Genomic DNA, 17,762 nt, shown 5'->3' on the forward strand with positions numbered 1-17,762 from the left:
AATTCCGGCGCGCGTGGGAGGCTCTGGTGGCAGCGCAAGAGACGGTGGATCACAAGTACGTCTACGACTTCGCCGAGGGCAACAAGGACCTCAAGGACCTGCTCGGCGGCAAGGGGGCCAACCTCGCCGAGATGACCAATCTCGGGCTGCCGGTGCCGCCCGGCTTCACCATCACCACCGAGGCATGCAAGGCGTATCTCGCCACCGGGGAGGAGCCAGCCGGGCTGGCCGACCAGATCGCCGCCCACCTGGCGGACCTGGAACGGGAGATGGGCCGCCGGCTCGGCGACCCGGCGGACCCGCTGCTGGTCTCCGTACGCTCCGGCGCCAAGTTCTCCATGCCCGGCATGATGGAGACCGTCCTCAACGTCGGCCTCAACGACCGCAGCGTCGTCGGGCTCTCCGCCCAGGCCGGCGGCAACGACCGGTTCGCCTGGGACTCGTACCGCCGGTTGATCCAGATGTTCGGCAAGACCGTCTGCGAGGTGCCGGGCGAGCAGTTCGAGCACGCGCTCGACGAGGCCAAACGCGCCAAGGGCACCACCAACGACCTCGACCTCGACGCCGACGACCTGCGCGGGCTGGTCGACGCGTACAAGAAGATCTTCCTCACGCACACCGGCCGGGAGTTCCCGCAGGAACCGCGCGAGCAGCTCGACCTGGCCATCCGCGCGGTCTTCGAGTCGTGGAACGCCGAGCGGGCCGTGCTCTACCGCCGCCAGGAGCGCATCCCGGCCGACCTCGGCACCGCGGTCAACGTGGTCTCCATGGTCTTCGGCAACCTCGGCCCCGACTCCGGCACCGGTGTCGCCTTCACCCGTGACCCGGGCAGCGGCGCGCAGGGCATCTACGGCGACTACCTGGCCAACGCCCAGGGCGAGGACGTCGTCGCCGGCATCCGCAACACCGTGCCGTTGCAGGAACTGGAGCGGCTCGACAAGAAGTCCTACGAGCAACTGCTCGACTTCATGGCCCGACTGGAGGGGCACTACAAGGACCTCTGCGACATCGAGTTCACCATCGAGCGCGGCAAGCTCTGGATGTTGCAGACCCGGGTCGGCAAGCGCACCGCCGCCGCCGCGTTCGTCATCGCCGGGCAGCTCGTCGACGAGGGCCTGATCGACCTCGACGAGGCGCTGCACCGGGTCAACGGCGCGCAGCTCGCCCAGCTGATGTTCCCGCGCTTCCAGCTCGACCACGAGTTCCAGCCGGTGGCCAAGGGCATCGGGGCGTCCCCGGGGGCCGCCTCCGGCAAGGTGGTCTTCACCTCCGCCCGGGCGGTCGAACTGGCCGCCGAGGGGACGGCGGTGATCCTGGTCCGCCGGGAGACCAACCCCGACGACCTGAACGGCATGATCGCCGCCAAGGGCATCCTCACCTCGCGCGGCGGCAAGACCAGCCACGCCGCCGTGGTGGCCCGGGGCATGGGCAAGACCTGCGTCTCCGGCGCCGACGAGCTGGACGTCAACATCCCGGCGAAGAAGTTCGCCGTGGGCGAGCACGTCGTCACCGAGGGCGACATCGTCTCGATCGACGGCACCACCGGCAAGGTCTACCTCGGCGAGGTGCCGGTCATGCCGTCGGAGGTGGTGCAGTACTTCGAGGGCAGCGTCGACCCGGAGCACATCGACAACGCGCTGGTCCGGGCCGTACACCGGATCATGACGCACGCCGACGCCACGCGGCGGCTGGCGGTCCGGACGAACGCCGACACCGGGGCGGACGCGGCCCGGGCGCGGCGGTTCGGCGCCGAGGGCATCGGCCTGTGCCGCACCGAGCACATGTTCCTCGGCGATCGGCGGGAGCTGGTCGAGCGGCTGATCCTGGCCCGCACCGACGGCGAGCGGGCGGACGCGCTGGCCGCGCTGCTGCCGTTGCAACGGGCCGACTTCATCGAGATCTTCCGCGAGATGGACGGCCTGCCGGTCACCGTGCGGCTGATCGACCCGCCGCTGCACGAGTTCCTGCCCCCGCTGGAGCAGCTCGCGGTCAACGTCGCCGTCGCCCAGGAGCGCGGCGAGGACGTCGCCAAGGAGGAGGCGCTGCTCGCCGCCGTCCGGCGGATGCACGAGGAGAACCCGATGCTGGGCCTGCGCGGCGTGCGCCTCGGCCTGGTCATCCCCGGCCTCTTCGCCATGCAGGTCCGGGCCATCACGGAGGCGGCCGTCGCCGTCACCCGCGACGGCGCGGTGGCCAAGCCGGAGATCATGGTCCCGCTGGTCGGCGCGGTGCAGGAGCTGGAGACGGTACGCGCCGAGGCCGAGAAGATCATCGCCGAGGTGGTCGGGGACAGCGGTGTCGAGGTGCTGATCGGCACCATGATCGAGGTGCCCCGGGCGGCGCTGACCGCCGGGCAGATCGCTGAGGCGGCGCAGTTCTTCTCCTTCGGCACCAACGACCTGACCCAGATGGGCTGGGGCTTCTCCCGCGACGACGTCGAGGGCGCGTTCTTCTGGCGCTACCTGGAGCTGGGCATCTTCGGCATCTCGCCGTTCGAGTCCATCGACCGCGACGGCGTCGGCCGGCTGGTCCGGATCGCGGCGGAGGAGGGCCGGGCGGCCCGGCCCGAGCTGAAGCTGGGCGTCTGCGGCGAGCACGGCGGCGACCCGGACTCGGTGCACTTCTTCCACGAGGTGGGCCTGGACTACGTCTCCTGTTCGCCGTTCCGGGTGCCGGTGGCCCGGCTGGAGGCCGGCCGGGCGGCCGTCGAGACCGACGGCTCCGACAGCCGCTGACCGCAGCACCGACGGCGGCTCCGGGTGCTCCGGAGCCGCCGTCGTCGTCCGTGGGCGCGCCGGGCCGGCGATCGTCGGCCGTCCCGCGTCCGGCTCAGAGCGGCGGGCGCTGCCAGGCCGACCCCGGCCGCCGCCGGGCCAGCGCCGGCAGCGGGGTATGCACCGCGAGCGGGGCGTGCACCTGCGGCACCGGCGTCGCGCCCACCATGACCCGCTGCGAGTCGACCGCCGAGCCGGCCCGCTCGGCCACCGCACGCGCCTCCTCGTGCAGTGCCTCCAGGTCGGCGCCCGCGCCGGTGACCAGGGTGAGCAGCGCGTGCCGCCCGGCCGGGTAGGTGACCACGCAGCCGGTGGCCGTGTGCACCACCGACTCCCGGAAGCTGCCGCCGCGCACGGTGTGGGCGACCTGGTGGCCCACCCCGAAACTCACCGCGGCGAGGGCGGCCAGGTGGGTGGCGTCCGTCGCCGGCAGGTCGCTGGAGATGAGCATCCCGTCCCGCCCGGCCAGCACCGTGCCGGCCACCTCCGGGCGGCGTCGGCGCAGCCCCCGCAGCTCCGTGTCCAGCACCGTGTCAACGTGCACGAGCGTCCCCCGTTCGTCGCGTTCCGGTCGTCGGCGTCACCTACCGCTCCCGGCACGTTACCGAAGGCCACGCCGCGCCCGCGATCCCGTGACCGTCGGCGATCGGTCGACAACTGTCGTCTGATCGGCGGTTGTGGACCCGCCGCGCCCCGTTCGCCGCCGCGCCCTCCGGCACGCCCCGGCGTAACCTGGGCTCCCCGAGGAGTTGCGTACGACCGGCGAAGGGTGACCGCATGACCAGCGTCTGGGAGAGCTTGACCGTCGACGCCCGGGACCCGTCCCGGCTGGCCCACTGGTGGGCCGAGGCGCTGGGCTACCAGGTGGTCGCGGAGAAGTCGGACGAGGTGGAGATCCGCCAGTCGGCCGACCGGCTGCCCGGCATCGTCTTCGTCCCGGTCGCCGCCGGCAAGGAGACCAAGAACCGGCTCCACCTCGACCTGCGCCCGGCGGACCAGGAGGCCGAGGTCGAGCGGCTGGTCGACATGGGGGCCCGGCACGTCGACGTCGGCCAGGGCGACGCCTCCTGGACGGTGCTCGCCGACCCGGAGGGCAACGAGTTCTGCGTGCTGCGGCAGCAGGGCTGACGGGTGCGCGACGCCGAACCGGCCGGGCCGTGGGACGCGGCCGACGCGCGGCGTCGGGTCGACGAGGCGCCCAAGGACACCGGCTACGGCCGGTCCCCGTACGAGCGGGACCGGGCCCGGGTGCTGCACTCGGCGGCGTTCCGGCGGCTCGCCGCCAAGACCCAGGTGCACGTCGCCGGCACCGACGACTTCCTGCGTACCCGGCTGACCCACTCGCTGGAGGTGGCCCAGATCGCCCGGGAGATGGGTGCCCGGCTGGGCTGCGACCCGGACGTGGTGGACACCGCCGGCCTCGCCCACGACCTCGGGCACCCGCCCTTCGGGCACAACGGCGAGGAAGCCCTCGACCGGCTCGCCGCGCCCTGCGGCGGGTTCGAGGGCAACGCCCAGACGCTGCGCGTGCTGACCCGGCTGGAGGCCAAGGTGATCGGCCCGGACGGCGCACCGGCCGGGCTCAACCTCACCCGGGCCTCGCTCGACGCGGTCGGCAAGTACCCGTGGCCCCGGCAGCCGGGACTGCGCAAGTTCGGGGTGTACACCGACGATCGGCCGGTCTTCGACTGGCTGCGCGAGGGCGTACCGCCGGGGGACGCCGCCGTCGACGACGCCGGCCTGCCCGGCGGCGCGCGCCGCTGCCTGGAGGCCCAGGTGATGGACTGGGCCGACGACGTCGCGTACTCGGTGCACGACGTGGAGGACGGCATCCACGGCGGGTACGTCTCGCTGCGCCCCCTGCTCGACGACCCGGACGAGCGAGCCGGGCTCTGCGTCGACGTGGCCGACGTCTACTCCGGCGAGTCCCCGGCCGACCTCGGCGAGGTGCTGGTGGACCTGCTCGACGAGCCGGTGCTCGCCCCGCTGGCCGGGTACGACGGCAGCCACCGGGCGCAGGTCGCGCTGAAGGCCACCACGAGTGTGCTGACCGGTCGGTTCGTCTCCGCCGTGGTGACCGCCACCCGAGAGCGCTTCGGCCCCGGCCCGCACCGCCGGTACGCCGCCGACCTGGTGGTGCCGCGGCGGATCCGGGCGCAGTGCGCGTTGCTGAAGGGCATCGCCTGGCGCTACGTGATGAACCGGCCGGGCGTCCGCGCCCGGTACGACCGGCAGCGGGAGATCCTGACCGAGCTGGTCGCCGCGCTGGGCGACCGGGCGCCGGATGTGCTCGACCCGGTCTTCGCGCCGCTGTGGCGGGCCGCCCCGGACGACGTCGCCCGGCTGCGGGTGATGGTCGACCAGGTGGCGTCGCTCACCGACCCGGCGGCGGTGGCCTGGCACGGCCGGCTCGTCCAGTCCTGAGGGCCGCCCGACCGGTGTGGGGGACCCGCGGCGACTTAGGCTAGCCTAAGTGCATGACGGAGCGCCCCAAGAAGGTCACGTCCGCCCGGGTCCTGCGGACCGAGCGGCCCACCCCGCACCTGATCCGCCTGGTCCTCGGCGGGGAGGAACTGGCCGGGCTGCCGGTCGGGGAGTACACCGACCACTACATCAAGATCGTCTTCCCGGCGTCCGGGGTCGAGCACCCGAGGCCGCTGGACCTGGCCGCGATCCGTCGTGACCTGCCCCGCGAGCAGTGGCCCCGACTGCGGGCGTACACCGTGCGCGCCTGGGATCCGCGGGCCGGCGAGCTGACCGTGGACGTGGTGCACCACGGCGACGAGGGGCTGGCCGGGCCCTGGGCGGCCCGGCTGCGCCCCGGCGACGAGGTGCTCTTCACCGGCCCGGGCGGGGCGTACGCGCCGGACCCGACGGCGGACTGGCACCTGCTGGTGGGCGACGAGAGCGCCCTGCCGGCGATCGGCGCGGCCCTGGAGCGGCTACCGCTGGACGCCCCGGCCGTCGTGTTCGTCGAGGTCGACGGGCCAGCGGACGAGCAGCCGCTGCCCAGTCCCGGCGCGGTGGCACTGACCTGGCTGCACCGGGGCGACCGGCCGGTCGGCGAGGCGCTGGTCGAGGCGGTCCGGGCGCTGGAGTTCCCGCCCGGCGCGGTGCACGCGTTCGTCCACGGCGAGGCCACCTTCGTCAAGGAGTTGCGCCGCCTGCTGCGCGTCGAGCGCGGGGTGCCCCGCGAAGCCCTGTCCATCTCCGGCTACTGGCGTCGCGGCATGGACGACGAGGGCTGGCGCTCCGCCAAGGCGGACTGGAACCGCCAGGTCGAGGCGGAGGAGGCCACCCCCGTCGCCTGACCCCGCCGATCTTCCACTCGGCGCTTCAGCACGGCATGGTGGCGGCCTGGACAGCGCGACCGCGGTGGCGGTGGGCACGGTCATGTCCCCGTCCTCGGCGCGACACGCCCGAGCGGCGGTCAAACCGCCCGCCGGTGACCGAGTGGTTCCGCCGCCGCCCGCGCTGACACCGCCCGGCCGGCGGCGTTCGCCACACGCCCGTCCCCCCGGCGGCGGATCGTCGGTCCGGCAGGGCAGGATGTACGCCGAGGGGGGTGGCACAGATGGCTGGGCGGATCCGGGACGAGGACATCGCGCTGGTCCGGGAACGCACCTCGATCGCCGAGGTCATCTCCGACACGGTGACCCTCAGGTCCGCCGGCGGCGGCAACCTCAAGGGCCTCTGCCCGTTCCACGACGAGAAGAGCCCGTCGTTCAACGTCTCGCCCGCCCGCAACGTCTGGTACTGCTTCGGCTGCGGGGCCGGCGGGGACGCGATCAAGTTCCTGATGGACGCCGAGCACCTCAGCTTCGTCGAGTCCGTCGAGCGGCTCGCCGCCCGCGCCGGCATCCAGCTGCGCTACGTCGAGAACGACCAGGCTGCCCCGCGCAGCCGCCCCCAGCAGGGGCAGAAGCAGCGGCTCGTGGCCGCGCACGCCGCCGCCGTCGAGTTCTACCGGGCCCAGCTCACCACGGCCGCCGCCCGGCCGGCCCGGGAGTTCCTGGCGCAGCGGGGCTTCGACCGGGCCGCCGCCGAGCGGTACGGCTGCGGCTTCGCCCCGGACGCGTGGGACCTGCTCACCAAGCACCTGCGCCAGCAGGGCTTCAGCCACGACGAGCTGGTCACCGCCGGGCTGTCCCGGCCGGCCCGCTCTGGCTCGCTGATCGACCGGTTCCGCCGCCGGCTGCTCTGGCCGATCCGCGACCTGGCCGGCGACGTGATCGGCTTCGGCGCCCGCAAGCTCTTCGACGACGACGACGGCCCGAAGTACCTCAACACCCCCGAGACGCCGATCTACAAGAAATCGCACGTCCTCTACGGCATCGACCAGGCCAAGCGGGAGATCGCCAAGCAGGGCAAGGTGGTCGTCGTCGAGGGCTACACCGACGTGATGGCCTGCCACCTCGCCGGCGTGCCGACGGCCGTGGCGACCTGCGGCACCGCCTTCGGTGCCGACCACATCGGGGTGCTGCGCCGGCTCCTGCTGGACACCGACGCGGTGGCCGGCGAGATCATCTTCACCTTCGACGGGGACGCCGCCGGGCAGAAGGCCGCGCTGCGCGCCTTCGAGGACGACCAGCGCTTCGTCGGGCGTACCTTCATCGCGGTCAGCCCCGACAACATGGACCCGTGCGAGCTGCGCCTGGCCAAGGGCGACCTGGCCGTGCGCGACCTGGTCGCCCGCCGCGAGCCGCTGGTCGACTTCGCGCTGCGCCACGTGATCAACCGGTACGACCTGGACACCGTCGACGGCCGGGTGGAGGCGATGCGCCGGGCCGCGCCGCTGGTCGCCAAGATCAAGGACCGGGAGAAGCGACCGGAGTACGTCCGCAAGCTCGCCGGCGACCTCGGCCTGGAGATCGAGCCGGTGCAGCGCGCGGTGCTCGCCGCCGACGCGGCCCCGACCGCCGAGCGGCGGGCGCCCGCGCCGGCCCGGTCGACGGCCGCGCCCGAGCCGACGGTGGACAGCCCGCAGTCGATGGTGGAGCGCGAGGCGTTGAAGCTGGCCCTCCAGGAGCCGGTGCTCGCCGGGCCGATGTTCGACGCGGTCGAGGCCCCGGAATACCGCCATCCGGTGCACGGGGCGGTACGCGCGGCGATCGCCGCGGCGGGCGGGGCCGCGGCCGCCGCCGGCGGCGCGGTCTGGATCGAGTCGGTCCGCGACGCCTGCGAGGACCTCGTCGCCCGGGCGCTCGTCGGTCAACTGGCCGTGGAGCCGTTGCGCATCGACGGGGAGCCCGACCCGCGGTACGTCTCGATCACCATCGCCCGGTTGCAGTGGGGCTCGGTCACCGCCCGGATCCGGGACCTCAAGTCCAGGATCCAGCGGGTCAACCCGGTGAACAACAAGGACGAGTACTTCGCCCTCTTCGGGGAACTGCTCTCGCTGGAGCAGCATGCGCGGGCGCTGCGCGAGCAGGCCGCGGGAGGACTGTGATGGGACTGTTCAGCCGCAAGCCGAAGCTGCCGCCCGCCGCCCGGCCCCCGCTCGCCGACGACGAACGGGTGCTCGCCTGGGCCGTCGCCGGCAACGGCGAGGGCGACGGCGTGGTGGTGGCCAGCAACCTCGGGCTCTGGCTGCCCGGCCGGGGGCACCGGCTGGGCTGGCACGAACTCCTCAAGGCCGTGTGGTCCGGTCGCGAGCTGACCGTCACCCCGGCCGAGCGGGTCACCGAGCGGGACGGCTACCAGGTGGTGGCGGACTGCCCGGCCGAGACGTACCTGCTGGTCGACCCGGGTGACGTGCCGCACCAGGTGCGTGCCCGGGTCACCCGCTCGGTGGCGTTCACCGCGCACCACCCGGTGCCGGGCGGCGCCGGGCGGGTCGCGGCCCGGCGGGTGGCCGGTGTGGACGGACTGAGCTGGACGGTCCGCTTCGACCCGGGCACCCCCTCGGACGACGACGCCGTGCTGGCGGAGGCCGACCGACTGGTCGCGGAGGCCCGCGCCGCGACCGCCCCGGCGGACGTCTGACCCACGCCCGGCTCACCGGCCCTGGTAGAACCGGGCCGCGCCGGGGTGCAGCGGGATCGGGTCGGTGCCCGACGCGCTGTGCCGGGTGAAGTTGCCCGCCTCCGGGTGCACCCCGATCAGGTCGCCCTGGTATGCGAAGAGCAGCCGGGTCAGGTCGTACGCCAACCCGTCCGGCATGTCGGCGTTGACCAGGATCATGTTCGACACCGTGACGGTCGGCGTGCCCGACGGTGTGCCGTAGGCGTCCTTCGGCAGCTCGGCCGTGGTGTAGACCGAGCCGTATGCGGCGTTGAGCGGCTCGATCAGGTCGGCGATCGGCAGCAGCTGGAACTTCCCCGGCGCGCTGGAGAGCAGGTCGGCGATGCCCGGGGTGGGCAGGCCGCCGGAGAAGAACATCGCGTCCAGCGTGCCGGCCCGCATCCGCTTGACCGTCTCCGGCAGCGACAGCGTGAACCGGCGGACGTCCCGGTCCGGGTCCATTCCCGCGGCGTTCAGCAGCCGCCGGGCGATGATGTCCGTGCCGGACCTCGGTGAACCGGTGGAGACCCGCTTGCCGCGCAGCCCGGCGAAACCGGTCACCTTGGCGTCGGCCCGCACGATCACGTGGGTGTAGTTGCTGTAGACGCGGGCCAGCGCCCGGACCGGCTGGGGCTGGCCGGTGAAGGCGCCCCGGCCGGCGACCGCGTCCGCCGCGGTGTCGGCGAGGCTGAAGGCGACCTCCATGTCGCCGCTGGCCAGCCGGGTGACGTTCTCCACCGAGGCGCCGGTCGGCTCGGCCCGCGCCTCGTACCCGGGCAGGTGGCGGCTGATCACGTCGGCGTAGCCGCCGCCGAGCTGGTAGTACACGCCGGTGGTGTTGCCGGTGGCGAGGAAGATCCGCCCGCCGTGCCAGGCCTGCGGCGCCGCCGCCGGCTGCCCGCAACCGGCGACGAGCAGCAGGACCAGCAGGGCGACCAGCCACCGCGGTGGCCGGCCGGTCACGCCCGGACCGCCGGTTCCAGCGCCTCCGCCACCCGTTGCACCAGCGTCGCGGTCTCGAAGCCGATCTGACCCAGGTCGCAGCCCGGCGCCGCCAGCACCCCGAGCAGCGCGCGTTCGCCGACCGCCATCACCAGCATCACCCCGCCGTCCATGTCGACGATCTGCTGGCGTACGCGGCCGGCGGACATCAGTCGCGCGGCGCCGACGGTCAGGCTGGCCAGGCCGCTGATCACGGCGGCGAGCTGGTCCACCTGGTCGGGGGAGAGGTGGGGCGAGGAGGCCAGCCGCAGCCCGTCCTCGGAGACGGCTAGGGCGTGCGACACGTCCGGCACCTGCTCGGCGAAGTTCGCCAGGAGCCAGTCGAGGCCGGCGATCACGGGTGGGGTCATTGGGGTCTCCCGGTTGGTCTGGTCTGCTGGTTACGTCGCATCGCGCTGGCCACCCCCTCGGCGAGCGCGGACAGCCGGGCCCGCACCACCTCGGGTTCGAGCAGGTCCTCCGCCGGCCGGGCCGGCGGGGTGTGGGGCGGCCCGGCCGGGAGCTGGCCGCCCCGGGTCCGGCGCGGCAGGCCGGTGCCGGTGGCCGCGGCCGGCCCGGTCGACGACGGGCCGCCGGGACCGGGTAGGGGCGGCTCGGCGCCCTGGGCCACCAGCGGTCGGGCCGAGGCCCCGGCGCGCGTGCCGGGGCTGATCACCGGCAACGTCACCGTGGGCGCGTGGTGGACGTCGGCCGGCTCGGGCCGGGGCCGGCTGGCGGCGTACGCCGCCCCCACCAGGGGCGTGGCCATCCCGTTCGGCACGGCCGTTGCCAGGGCCGAGGCGCCGCCCGGGGGCCGGAACCAGGCCGCCGAAGGGGAGGACTGGCGGGTCGGACCGGCACGGCGGGACACCGCCTCGACCCGGGTGAGCGCCGCCTCGGGCACCTCGACCTGGGCGACCGTGCCGGTGCCGGTGTTGTGCAGCTGCACCCGGATCCCGTGCCGGGCGGCCAGGTGGGCCACCACGTGCAGGCCCATGCTGCCGGCCGCGGCGCTGGAGAGCACCGCCGGGGCGAGGAGCCGTTCGTTGATCGCGGCGAGCCGGGCCTCGCTGATCCCGATGCCGTGGTCGTGCACGCGCACCGTGAGCCCGTCGATGGTACGCCGGCCGTCGACCTGCACGGCAGCCTGCGGCGGCGAGTAGGTGGTGGCGTTCTCCAGCAGCTCGGCGAGGAGGTGGACCAGGTAGCCGACCGCCGAGCCGCGCACCGCGGCGGCCGGTACGTCGATCTCCACCCGGGCGTAGTCCTCGATCTCCGAGGAGGCCGCGCCGACCACGTCGGCCAGCAGGTGGTCCCCCTCGTACGCCCGGCCGGGCTCGCCGCCGGCGAGGACCAGCAGGTTCTCCCCGTTGCGGCGCATCCGGGCGGCGAGATGGTCCAGCGCGAAGAGCCGTTCCAGCGCGTCCGGGTCGGTCTCCTCTTGTTCGAACTCGTCGAGCAGCCGCAGCTGCCGGGTGATCAGCGTGCGGATTCGGCGGGCCAGCGCCTCGGCCATCCGGGTCACGTCCAGCCGCAGCTCGGCCTGCTCGCCGGCGAGCCGCAGCGCCGCCCGGTTGACCGTGTCGAACGCCTCCGCCACCTGCGCGACCTCGTCACGCCCCTGCCGGATACGGGCGGTGAGCCGGGTGGCCGCGCCCTCGGCCGGCGCGCCCTCGCCGGCCGCGATCGCGGTGATCCGCTCGGGCAGCTCCGAGTTGGCCATGGTGAGCGCCGCCACCCGCAGCCGGCGCAGCCGGCGGCTGGTGCGTACGGCGAGCAGCGCGGCGGCGAGCAGCGCGGACGCCGCGACGGCGGTGGTGGCCCCGCCGGTGACCAGGGCCCGCCGCCGGGCGTCCCGGGCCAGGCTGGTGGCCCGCTGGTCCAGGTTCTCGGAGAGTTCCCGGCCGAGGAGGTTGTACCGCCGGATCGTCCCGCTCTGGGCCACGTACCAGGCGTCGCCGTCGATCTTCAGCGCGGCGGGCAGAGTCTCGCCCTTGACCGCGCTGTCCCGCATCCGCTGCGCGGTCGCGACGTCCGTGCCGGCGACCAGCCGGGCGTACGCGGCTTGCGCCGCGCCGTCGGCGATCCGGGAGAACTCGGCCTGGCGCTGCTCCCGCGCGCCCCGGAGCTCGCCGAGCCGGACCAGTTCCCCCTGGGCCAGCGTGCCCCGGACGAAGACCGCCCGGAGCAGGTCGCGTTCCAGCGAGGCCAGGTGTTCCTGGCTGGCGACCGTGGCCACCTCCCGCGCCGCGTTGGCCAGCTCGGCGTCGCGCAGCTGCGCCGGCAGCGCGTCGGCGACGGTGAGCAGCGACTCGACCAGCGCCAGGTAGGTGGGGTCCGCTCGCTCCGACTCGGGCGCCGACCGGCGGGCCGGGTCGAGCTGGTGGAGCTGCTCGTCGGCGGTGTCGAGCACCCGCCCGAGGTCCGGGGCGGCCCGGTGGGCCTCCCGGCTGGCGGTGCGGTACCGGTCGACGGCCGTGTCCACCCGCCGCCGCTGGGCGTCCACCAGCGGCCGGCCCGTCGAGCCGCCCCGCTGCCGCAGGGCGGCCGTCTCGCCGAGCTCCCGCTCCAGCTCGTGCACCAGCCGCACGGTGGCGGTGGCGGTGCCGGCGAGGACCCGGGCCCGGTCGGCGTCGGCGGAGGCGTCCAGCGCGGTGCTGGTCTGGGTGGCGCCCAGCACCACCAGGCCCACGGTGGCCACCAGGATGGGCGCGAGCAGTTGGGTACGGACCGACCAGAGCCGGTCGGGACGGTCCGTCGGCCGGTTGTGCCGGCGCACGCGGGCGGGGCGGGGGAGCGGCACGGGGTCTCCCGGGGTGGTCGGGGACGCCGGGCCCGGGCGGTGGCCCGGACCCGGCGTCGTGGGTCAGCTCGCGCCGAGGTCCTGCAGGGCCTTGGCCGCGCCGCGGTGCAGCGGTACGGGGTCGGTCCTGCGGGCGTTGTCCAGGCTGATGCCCTTCGCGGCCGGGTTGGCCTGGGCCAGGGCGTCCTCCATGACGGCTCCCGCCCCGGCGGAGCCGTCGTGCGGCGCCTGCGGGGTGGGACCGTTGGAGGAGCGTACGGATGACATGAGGGGGCACGATACGCGAATGACGTACGCCATGGAAATATTGCCGAATACGATTGCGGTCGGTAATGGTGGCCGGTTGCCAATTATGCAGAGACAGCTGGATAAAGGACGGATTAAACAACCACATGGGGCGGAACGGTTGACAATCATGGGCTATCGGGTCCGGTCCGAAAACGATCTGTCCAATATGATGGGCATCGCCCTCCGCCTGCCCCGCGGACCGCTCCAACAGGGAGGGCCGCCCAGCCGGGGCGACCAATGACTGTCCGTAGTGTCAACTACTCTGCGTCGCGTGATCCGCGCCCGTTGTGCCGGATATGGAAATCCGTCGAGGCTGTCGGAGGCCGCCGGTAGGGTCGGCCGGTGACCACTGCTCAACCACTCATCCAGGCGCGGGGGTTGGTGAAGCGGTTCGGCGACTTCACCGCGGTCGACGGCATCGACGTCGAGGTGCGCCCCGGCGAGGCGTTCGGTTTCCTCGGGCCCAACGGCGCCGGCAAGTCCTCCACCATGCGCATGATCGGCTGCATCTCCCCGCCGGGCGGGGGCGAGCTGCGCATCCTCGGCATGGACCCGGTGCGCGACGGCCCCGCCATCCGCGCGCGGCTCGGCGTCTGCCCCCAGCTGGACAATCTCGACCCCGAGTTGACCGTCCGGGAAAACCTCACCACCTACGCCCGATACTTCGGCGTCCCCCGCGCGGTGGCCCGGGCGCGCGCCGCCGAGCTGCTCGACTTCGTGCAGCTCACCGAGCGAGCCGACAGCAAGGTCGAGCCGCTCTCCGGCGGCATGAAGCGCCGGCTGACCATCGCCCGCGCCTTGGTCAACGAGCCGGAGATCGTGCTGCTCGACGAGCCGACCACCGGGCTCGACCCGCAGGCCCGGCACCTGGTCTGGGAGCGGCTGTTCCGGCTCAAGCAGCAGGGCGTGACCCTGGTGCTGACCACCCACTACATGGACGAGGCCGAGCAGCTCTGCGACCGCCTGGTGGTGATGGACGGCGGGCGGATCGTCGCCGAGGGCTCGCCCCGGGCGCTGATCGAGCGACACTCCACCCGGGAGGTGGTGGAGCTGCGCTTCGCCGCCGAGTCACAGGAGGCGTTCGCCGGCAAGCTCGACGGCCTGGGGGAGCGGGTCGAGGTGCTGCCCGACCGGATCCTGCTCTACGTGACCGACGGGGACGCCGCCCTCGGCCAGGTGGAGGCGCGCGGGTTGACGCCGGCCAGTGTCCTGGTCCGGCGCAGCAGCCTGGAGGACGTCTTCCTGCACCTCACCGGGCGCACCCTGGTCGACTGATCAGCGGGTTCCTCGCGCGAAGCGATGATCGCGGCAACCCCCATCCTGCCGACGGGGGTTGCCGCGGGGGCTGGCCGGACACCCGGGCCTGACTTGACCTATCGAACTCGGTCAGCGGGCGACGGGAGGGACCTTGACGTCGACGTCGAGCCCGTAGTCCGAGTACAGCCAGGTCACCTCAATCTCCTCGTGGTAGCTCGGCTGGTCACCCCCGTGATAGTTCGGATATTCGATGGTGGTGTTGAAGGAGATCTTGGTGATCTTCTGCGACTTCACGCCGATCTCGATGATCCCCTTGCCGGGAACTCTCTTCGGCCGGTCGGGGTCGCTGGGCGTGCTGACGTAGCTGAACGCGTAGCGTTCGACGGCCGATTCACCGCTACCAGCCGTGCCGAGCGCGGTGACCGTGCCAACGCTTCTCAGGGCCTCGAGTTGGGACGCCGGATTGACCGTGGTGGCCGGGTCGGCGAAGGGGACGTAGATGTCGTCGAGGCTGCGGAAGATGGCTGGCTTACCGTAGTTTCGCCACCTGCCGCCCTTCGGGCGGTAGAGATCGCCGTCAACGATCCGCTCCTCCCCATTGGGCGGGATCCGCCCCTTGAACTCTTTGGTCACCCGCCCGGTGGGCCCGTTCGGATCGAACTCCCCTTCGAAGGACTCCTTGGCGGAACCCGTCTTGCCGACGTCGACCCAGTTGCGGCTGGTGGAGACGCGGAACCGGAAGCTGCTCTTTGCGGTTGCCTGTGCCGCCGCGACCAGCCGAAGTTCCGGGGTTACGGCGGCGGCGGCGGGGCCCGGCTGAGCAGAGGTACTGGCCGGATCGCCGCCCGGGCCGACCAGGCCGACGGTGGCTACGGCCACGATGCCGAGGAGCGCGAGCGCACCGCCGGTGGTAGCCACCGTCCGGCTCCGTCGCGCCCGCCGGCCCCGGGTGATCAGGTCGGCGGTCGGCGCTTCGTTCGGCGGCTGTGCGTCGGCCAGATCTCGAAGTGCCATGGAGAGGTCCCTTTCGTCGATGTTCACTGCACTGCCTCCAAGGTGGACGCGCGGGGATGGGGGATGAGGTCACGCAACTTCGCCATGGCGCGGCTGTGCTGCGTCTTGACTGCGCTGAACGAACAACCCAGCTCGGTAGCCGCTTGCCGCTCGGTCAGGTCGACGTAGTACCGCAGCACGATCACCGCCCGCTGTTGGTGCGACAGCGTCATCAGGGCATCGCGTAGGTCCTGGCGTGCCCCGTCCAACCCCGCGTGCGGGTCGACCCGGTCGGGCAGGTCCGCCGTCAGCGTTTCTCGACGGAAACGCCGCCACCAGCTGACGTTGCCGTTGATCAGCATCCGGCGCAGGTATGCGTGCGGGTCGCCGTGGCCGACCTTTCGCCAGCGGACATACAGCTTGACCAGACATTCCTGCAGCAGATCCTCAGCCCGTTGCCGGTCACCGATGAGCAACGTGGCGAACTGCAGGTGACGGGGCCATGCTTCGGCGACGAAGCTCGCGTAGCTGGCGTTGCTCGACGCCGGATCGGCAACTTCCTTGGTCATGCCTCTCACACGCCTGGGATCCTCGAAATGGTCTACACCGTGGGCCAACCGGCAGCAGCCGGCCAACAGCAAACCAGTCGGGTGCGGAGCTGCCCGCCTGGGACCACGAGGCGTTTGCCCGCTGCTGCTCGGCTACGCGCTCCGGTCGCTGGTCCGGGCGGTCCGCGGCTGAGCCGCCCGCGTCCGGCCATGCGGTGCCACGCGAGCTGAACCGGTCGGCCGTGCTGGTCAACGCGTCCTTGCCCAGGTCAGGAAGCGATCGGCCAGCACCTCCGGCGCGTCCTGCCCGTTCAGCACGGCGAGGTCGGTCATGGCTTCGTGCATCAGCGTGCCGAGGTAGATCAACAGGCCCGTCCGGTTCTCGCGGTACTCGCCGAGCAGCGCCAGCCGGGCCGGGGAGCAGGGCCACGCGGCGCCGCAGACCCGGCAGCGCCACGACGGGCGCGCCGCGACGTGCGGGCGGTAGCGCGGCATCAGCGGGTGCCCTCCCCGGCCCGGCGCGGCGACGGCAGCCAGTGGCCGCCGTTCGCACGCCATTCCTGCGCCCGGGTCAGCCGCCCCGGGCGTCCCGGGCCGTCGGTCGGGAAGACCTCCGTCGGCGCGGTGGCCCACGCCGGGCGTTCGTTGGGCGTACGCCGGGGGAGCGTGGCGGGTGGCGTCGGGCGCCGGCAGCGCCAGAACCTGAGTCGCATGCGGTGAGCCTCCGTAAAGGTGGGAAGGAGGCGTCCCGGACCTCGTTGTCGCAGGACGCCTCCGGCCTGGTTCCGCCCGCCGTCCGATCCCGTGAGCGGTTCCGCTGCGTGACAGTCTGGTGAGGACCCGACTACGGTGGGAGATTCCGCGCGCCGACGACCAGCGCGTATGGAGACACCTTCCAGGCGGTACGAAGATGTACGGAGGCTGCCCGTGGAAAACGCGTCCATGCTGGACCACTTCGCCGAGGAGTTGCGGCTTGCCCGGGCCGTCAGCGGCATGTCCCAGACCGCACTGGCCGAGGCGCTGAGCTATTCGGGTGCCCTGGTCGCCAAGGTGGAGACGTGCGAGCGCCGCCCGAGCCTCGACTTCGCGCGCCGGTGTGACACCGTGCTCGGGACGGACGGGCGGTTCGAGCGCATCCAGCGGCGGATCAGCCGGGAGACCGTGGTGCCGTGGGTCCGCGACTGGACCGGGATCGAGGCGGAGGCGACGGCGCTGCGCTGGTTCGAACCGCTCTACGTGCCGGGCCTGCTGCAGACCGAGGGGTATGCCCGGGCCATCCTGGTCGGCGCCGGGCTGTTCGGCGTGGACGAGATCGAGCAGCAGGTGACCGCGCGGCTCGACCGTCAAGCCGTGCTCACCCGCGACCGGCCGCCGCTGCTCACCGCCGTCATCGACGAGTACGTGCTGCGCTGCCGGATCGGCGGGCCGGAGGTGATGCGCGAGCAGTTGCAGCAGCTGGTGAAGCTCGGCTCGACCCTGCCCCGGGTCCGAATCCAGGTCGTGCCGCTCTCCGCGGGTGCGTACCCTGGCCTCGACGGCCCCTTCGTGATCGCCACCTCGCCCGCCGGGGAGGACGTCGTCTACCTGGAGGGGCAGCGCCACGGGCAGGTGATCGACCGGGCCGAGTACATGCGGCAGATGGTCGAGGTTTGGGAGTCGATCCGGGGTGAGGCACTATCGCAGCAGCAGTCCCTCGACCTGATAGCGGAAGTGGCGGAGACATGGACCTGAGCGGCGCCCGGTGGCGCAAGAGCACCCGCAGCAACGGCAGCGGCGGCGCCTGTGTGGAGGTGGCCGACAACCTCCCCGGCGTGGTCGCCGTGCGTGATTCCAAGGACCCGAGTGGTCCGGTGCTGACCTTCGGCCCCGACGCCTGGCGCGCGTTCGTCGCGCGGGTTGCCGAGCGCCCGTAGCCGTTCCTCCCATACGAAAGCGCACGCTCCCAAGCGTGCTTGGAGCGCGCTTTCGTTGTTCTAGTACGGCAGCCGCCATTGGCTAGTTGACCAGGGTGTATTCGCGCCCGAGTCGGGTGCGTTGGTGGAACCAGCGTGAGCGGGCTTGGTGGCGGCGGCGCCAGTCGGTCCAGTGTTCGGCGTGGTGGGGTGGTTTCGGCCG

Annotated in this window: 18 protein-coding genes; 9 read left to right on the plus strand and 9 right to left on the minus strand. The window is 73.1% G+C overall.

The window, feature by feature from the left end:
- Positions 1–26 precede the first annotated feature (26 nt).
- Positions 27–2,735: a pyruvate, phosphate dikinase gene (ppdK, locus tag ABZ807_RS20805; RefSeq protein ID WP_357160231.1), complete on the plus strand. Its 2,709-nt coding sequence runs from the start codon at positions 27–29 to the stop codon at positions 2,733–2,735.
- 94 nt (positions 2,736–2,829) lie between these two features.
- Here ppdK and ABZ807_RS20810 read toward each other — a convergent pair whose 3' ends face one another.
- Positions 2,830–3,303, minus strand: a complete 474-nt coding sequence (locus tag ABZ807_RS20810) for a roadblock/LC7 domain-containing protein (protein ID WP_357160234.1) — start codon at positions 3,301–3,303, stop codon at positions 2,830–2,832.
- 248 nt (positions 3,304–3,551) lie between these two features.
- On the opposite strand from ABZ807_RS20810, the gene ABZ807_RS20815 reads away from it, so the two are divergent.
- From ABZ807_RS20815 to ABZ807_RS20835, 5 genes are all read left to right on the plus strand, one after another.
- Positions 3,552–3,902 (plus strand): VOC family protein, encoded by a 351-nt coding sequence (locus ABZ807_RS20815; RefSeq protein ID WP_357160237.1) that lies wholly within the window; start codon positions 3,552–3,554, stop codon positions 3,900–3,902.
- A 3-nt stretch (positions 3,903–3,905) separates the two neighbouring features.
- Complete coding sequence (locus tag ABZ807_RS20820) at positions 3,906–5,198, plus strand: deoxyguanosinetriphosphate triphosphohydrolase (protein WP_357160240.1); 1,293 nt, start codon at positions 3,906–3,908, stop codon at positions 5,196–5,198.
- A 53-nt stretch (positions 5,199–5,251) separates the two neighbouring features.
- A complete protein-coding gene (locus ABZ807_RS20825) occupies positions 5,252–6,085 on the plus strand; it encodes a siderophore-interacting protein (RefSeq protein WP_357160243.1) in 834 nt (277 codons plus the stop codon).
- A gap of 263 nt (positions 6,086–6,348) precedes the next feature.
- Positions 6,349–8,223 carry a DNA primase gene (gene dnaG, locus ABZ807_RS20830; protein WP_357160246.1) on the plus strand — a complete coding sequence of 625 codons (1,875 nt, stop codon included), beginning with the start codon at positions 6,349–6,351 and terminating at the stop codon, positions 8,221–8,223.
- Positions 8,223–8,759, plus strand: a complete 537-nt coding sequence (locus ABZ807_RS20835) for a hypothetical protein (protein ID WP_357160249.1) — start codon at positions 8,223–8,225, stop codon at positions 8,757–8,759. The genes dnaG and ABZ807_RS20835 overlap by 1 nt, the downstream gene beginning before the upstream one ends.
- 12 nt (positions 8,760–8,771) lie before the next feature.
- Here the strand turns inward: ABZ807_RS20835 and ABZ807_RS20840 are convergent, their stop codons facing one another.
- The 4 genes from ABZ807_RS20840 to ABZ807_RS20855 form a co-directional block, all read right to left on the minus strand.
- The gene (locus ABZ807_RS20840; protein WP_357160252.1) at positions 8,772–9,740 is read right to left on the minus strand and encodes a TAXI family TRAP transporter solute-binding subunit; all 969 of its coding nucleotides are present in this window, start codon (positions 9,738–9,740) and stop codon (positions 8,772–8,774) included.
- Complete coding sequence (locus tag ABZ807_RS20845; protein ID WP_357160254.1) at positions 9,737–10,129, minus strand: roadblock/LC7 domain-containing protein; 393 nt, start codon at positions 10,127–10,129, stop codon at positions 9,737–9,739. Before ABZ807_RS20845 ends, ABZ807_RS20840 begins: the two co-directional genes overlap by 4 nt.
- Positions 10,126–12,561 carry a nitrate- and nitrite sensing domain-containing protein gene (locus tag ABZ807_RS20850; protein ID WP_357160257.1) on the minus strand — a complete coding sequence of 812 codons (2,436 nt, stop codon included), beginning with the start codon at positions 12,559–12,561 and terminating at the stop codon, positions 10,126–10,128. Before ABZ807_RS20850 ends, ABZ807_RS20845 begins: the two co-directional genes overlap by 4 nt.
- Before the next feature lie 63 nt (positions 12,562–12,624).
- On the minus strand, positions 12,625–12,828 hold the full coding sequence (locus ABZ807_RS20855; RefSeq protein WP_357160261.1) for a hypothetical protein: 204 nt from the start codon (positions 12,826–12,828) through the stop codon (positions 12,625–12,627).
- Between the two features lie 363 nt (positions 12,829–13,191).
- Between ABZ807_RS20855 and ABZ807_RS20860 the strand changes: the two genes are divergently transcribed.
- Complete coding sequence (locus ABZ807_RS20860) at positions 13,192–14,124, plus strand: ABC transporter ATP-binding protein (RefSeq protein ID WP_357160264.1); 933 nt, start codon at positions 13,192–13,194, stop codon at positions 14,122–14,124.
- Positions 14,125–14,235: 111 nt separating this feature from the next.
- Here ABZ807_RS20860 and ABZ807_RS20865 read toward each other — a convergent pair whose 3' ends face one another.
- The 4 genes from ABZ807_RS20865 to ABZ807_RS20880 form a co-directional block, all read right to left on the minus strand.
- On the minus strand, positions 14,236–15,147 hold the full coding sequence (locus ABZ807_RS20865) for a hypothetical protein (RefSeq protein WP_357160266.1): 912 nt from the start codon (positions 15,145–15,147) through the stop codon (positions 14,236–14,238).
- Positions 15,144–15,668, minus strand: coding sequence for a SigE family RNA polymerase sigma factor (locus ABZ807_RS20870; RefSeq protein ID WP_357160308.1), 525 nt, complete (start codon positions 15,666–15,668; stop codon positions 15,144–15,146). The genes ABZ807_RS20865 and ABZ807_RS20870 overlap by 4 nt, the downstream gene beginning before the upstream one ends.
- A gap of 228 nt (positions 15,669–15,896) precedes the next feature.
- Entirely contained in the window at positions 15,897–16,142 is a 246-nt protein-coding gene (locus ABZ807_RS20875) for a flavin reductase (RefSeq protein WP_357160269.1), read from the minus strand.
- Complete coding sequence (locus ABZ807_RS20880) at positions 16,142–16,360, minus strand: hypothetical protein (RefSeq protein WP_357160272.1); 219 nt, start codon at positions 16,358–16,360, stop codon at positions 16,142–16,144. Before ABZ807_RS20880 ends, ABZ807_RS20875 begins: the two co-directional genes overlap by 1 nt.
- Positions 16,361–16,574: 214 nt before the next feature.
- Here ABZ807_RS20880 and ABZ807_RS20885 point away from each other — a divergent pair, with 214 nt between their 5' ends.
- Positions 16,575–17,378, plus strand: a complete 804-nt coding sequence (locus ABZ807_RS20885) for a helix-turn-helix transcriptional regulator (RefSeq protein ID WP_357160275.1) — start codon at positions 16,575–16,577, stop codon at positions 17,376–17,378.
- Entirely contained in the window at positions 17,369–17,560 is a 192-nt protein-coding gene (locus ABZ807_RS20890; protein WP_357160278.1) for a DUF397 domain-containing protein, read from the plus strand. Before ABZ807_RS20885 ends, ABZ807_RS20890 begins: the two co-directional genes overlap by 10 nt.
- The last annotated feature ends 202 nt before the right edge of the window (positions 17,561–17,762 follow it).

Origin of the sequence: Micromonospora sp. NPDC047548, from assembly GCF_040642975.1 — a bacterium.
Classification (GTDB): Bacteria; Actinomycetota; Actinomycetes; order Mycobacteriales; family Micromonosporaceae; genus Micromonospora.

Bases quoted from the DNA above. Each gene is read 5' to 3' on its own strand.
- ABZ807_RS20870 (WP_357160308.1), bottom strand. From the start codon at position 15,668: ATGACCAAGGAAGTTGCCGATCCGGCGTCGAGCAACGCCAGCTACGCG.
- ABZ807_RS20835 (WP_357160249.1), top strand. From the start codon at position 8,223: ATGGGACTGTTCAGCCGCAAGCCGAAGCTGCCGCCCGCCGCCCGGCCC.
- ABZ807_RS20855 (WP_357160261.1), bottom strand. From the start codon at position 12,828: ATGTCATCCGTACGCTCCTCCAACGGTCCCACCCCGCAGGCGCCGCAC.
- ABZ807_RS20890 (WP_357160278.1), top strand. From the start codon at position 17,369: ATGGACCTGAGCGGCGCCCGGTGGCGCAAGAGCACCCGCAGCAACGGC.
- ABZ807_RS20825 (WP_357160243.1), top strand. From the start codon at position 5,252: ATGACGGAGCGCCCCAAGAAGGTCACGTCCGCCCGGGTCCTGCGGACC.
- ABZ807_RS20875 (WP_357160269.1), bottom strand. From the start codon at position 16,142: ATGCCGCGCTACCGCCCGCACGTCGCGGCGCGCCCGTCGTGGCGCTGC.
- dnaG (WP_357160246.1), top strand. From the start codon at position 6,349: ATGGCTGGGCGGATCCGGGACGAGGACATCGCGCTGGTCCGGGAACGC.
- ABZ807_RS20880 (WP_357160272.1), bottom strand. From the start codon at position 16,360: ATGCGACTCAGGTTCTGGCGCTGCCGGCGCCCGACGCCACCCGCCACG.
- ABZ807_RS20845 (WP_357160254.1), bottom strand. From the start codon at position 10,129: ATGACCCCACCCGTGATCGCCGGCCTCGACTGGCTCCTGGCGAACTTC.
- ABZ807_RS20815 (WP_357160237.1), top strand. From the start codon at position 3,552: ATGACCAGCGTCTGGGAGAGCTTGACCGTCGACGCCCGGGACCCGTCC.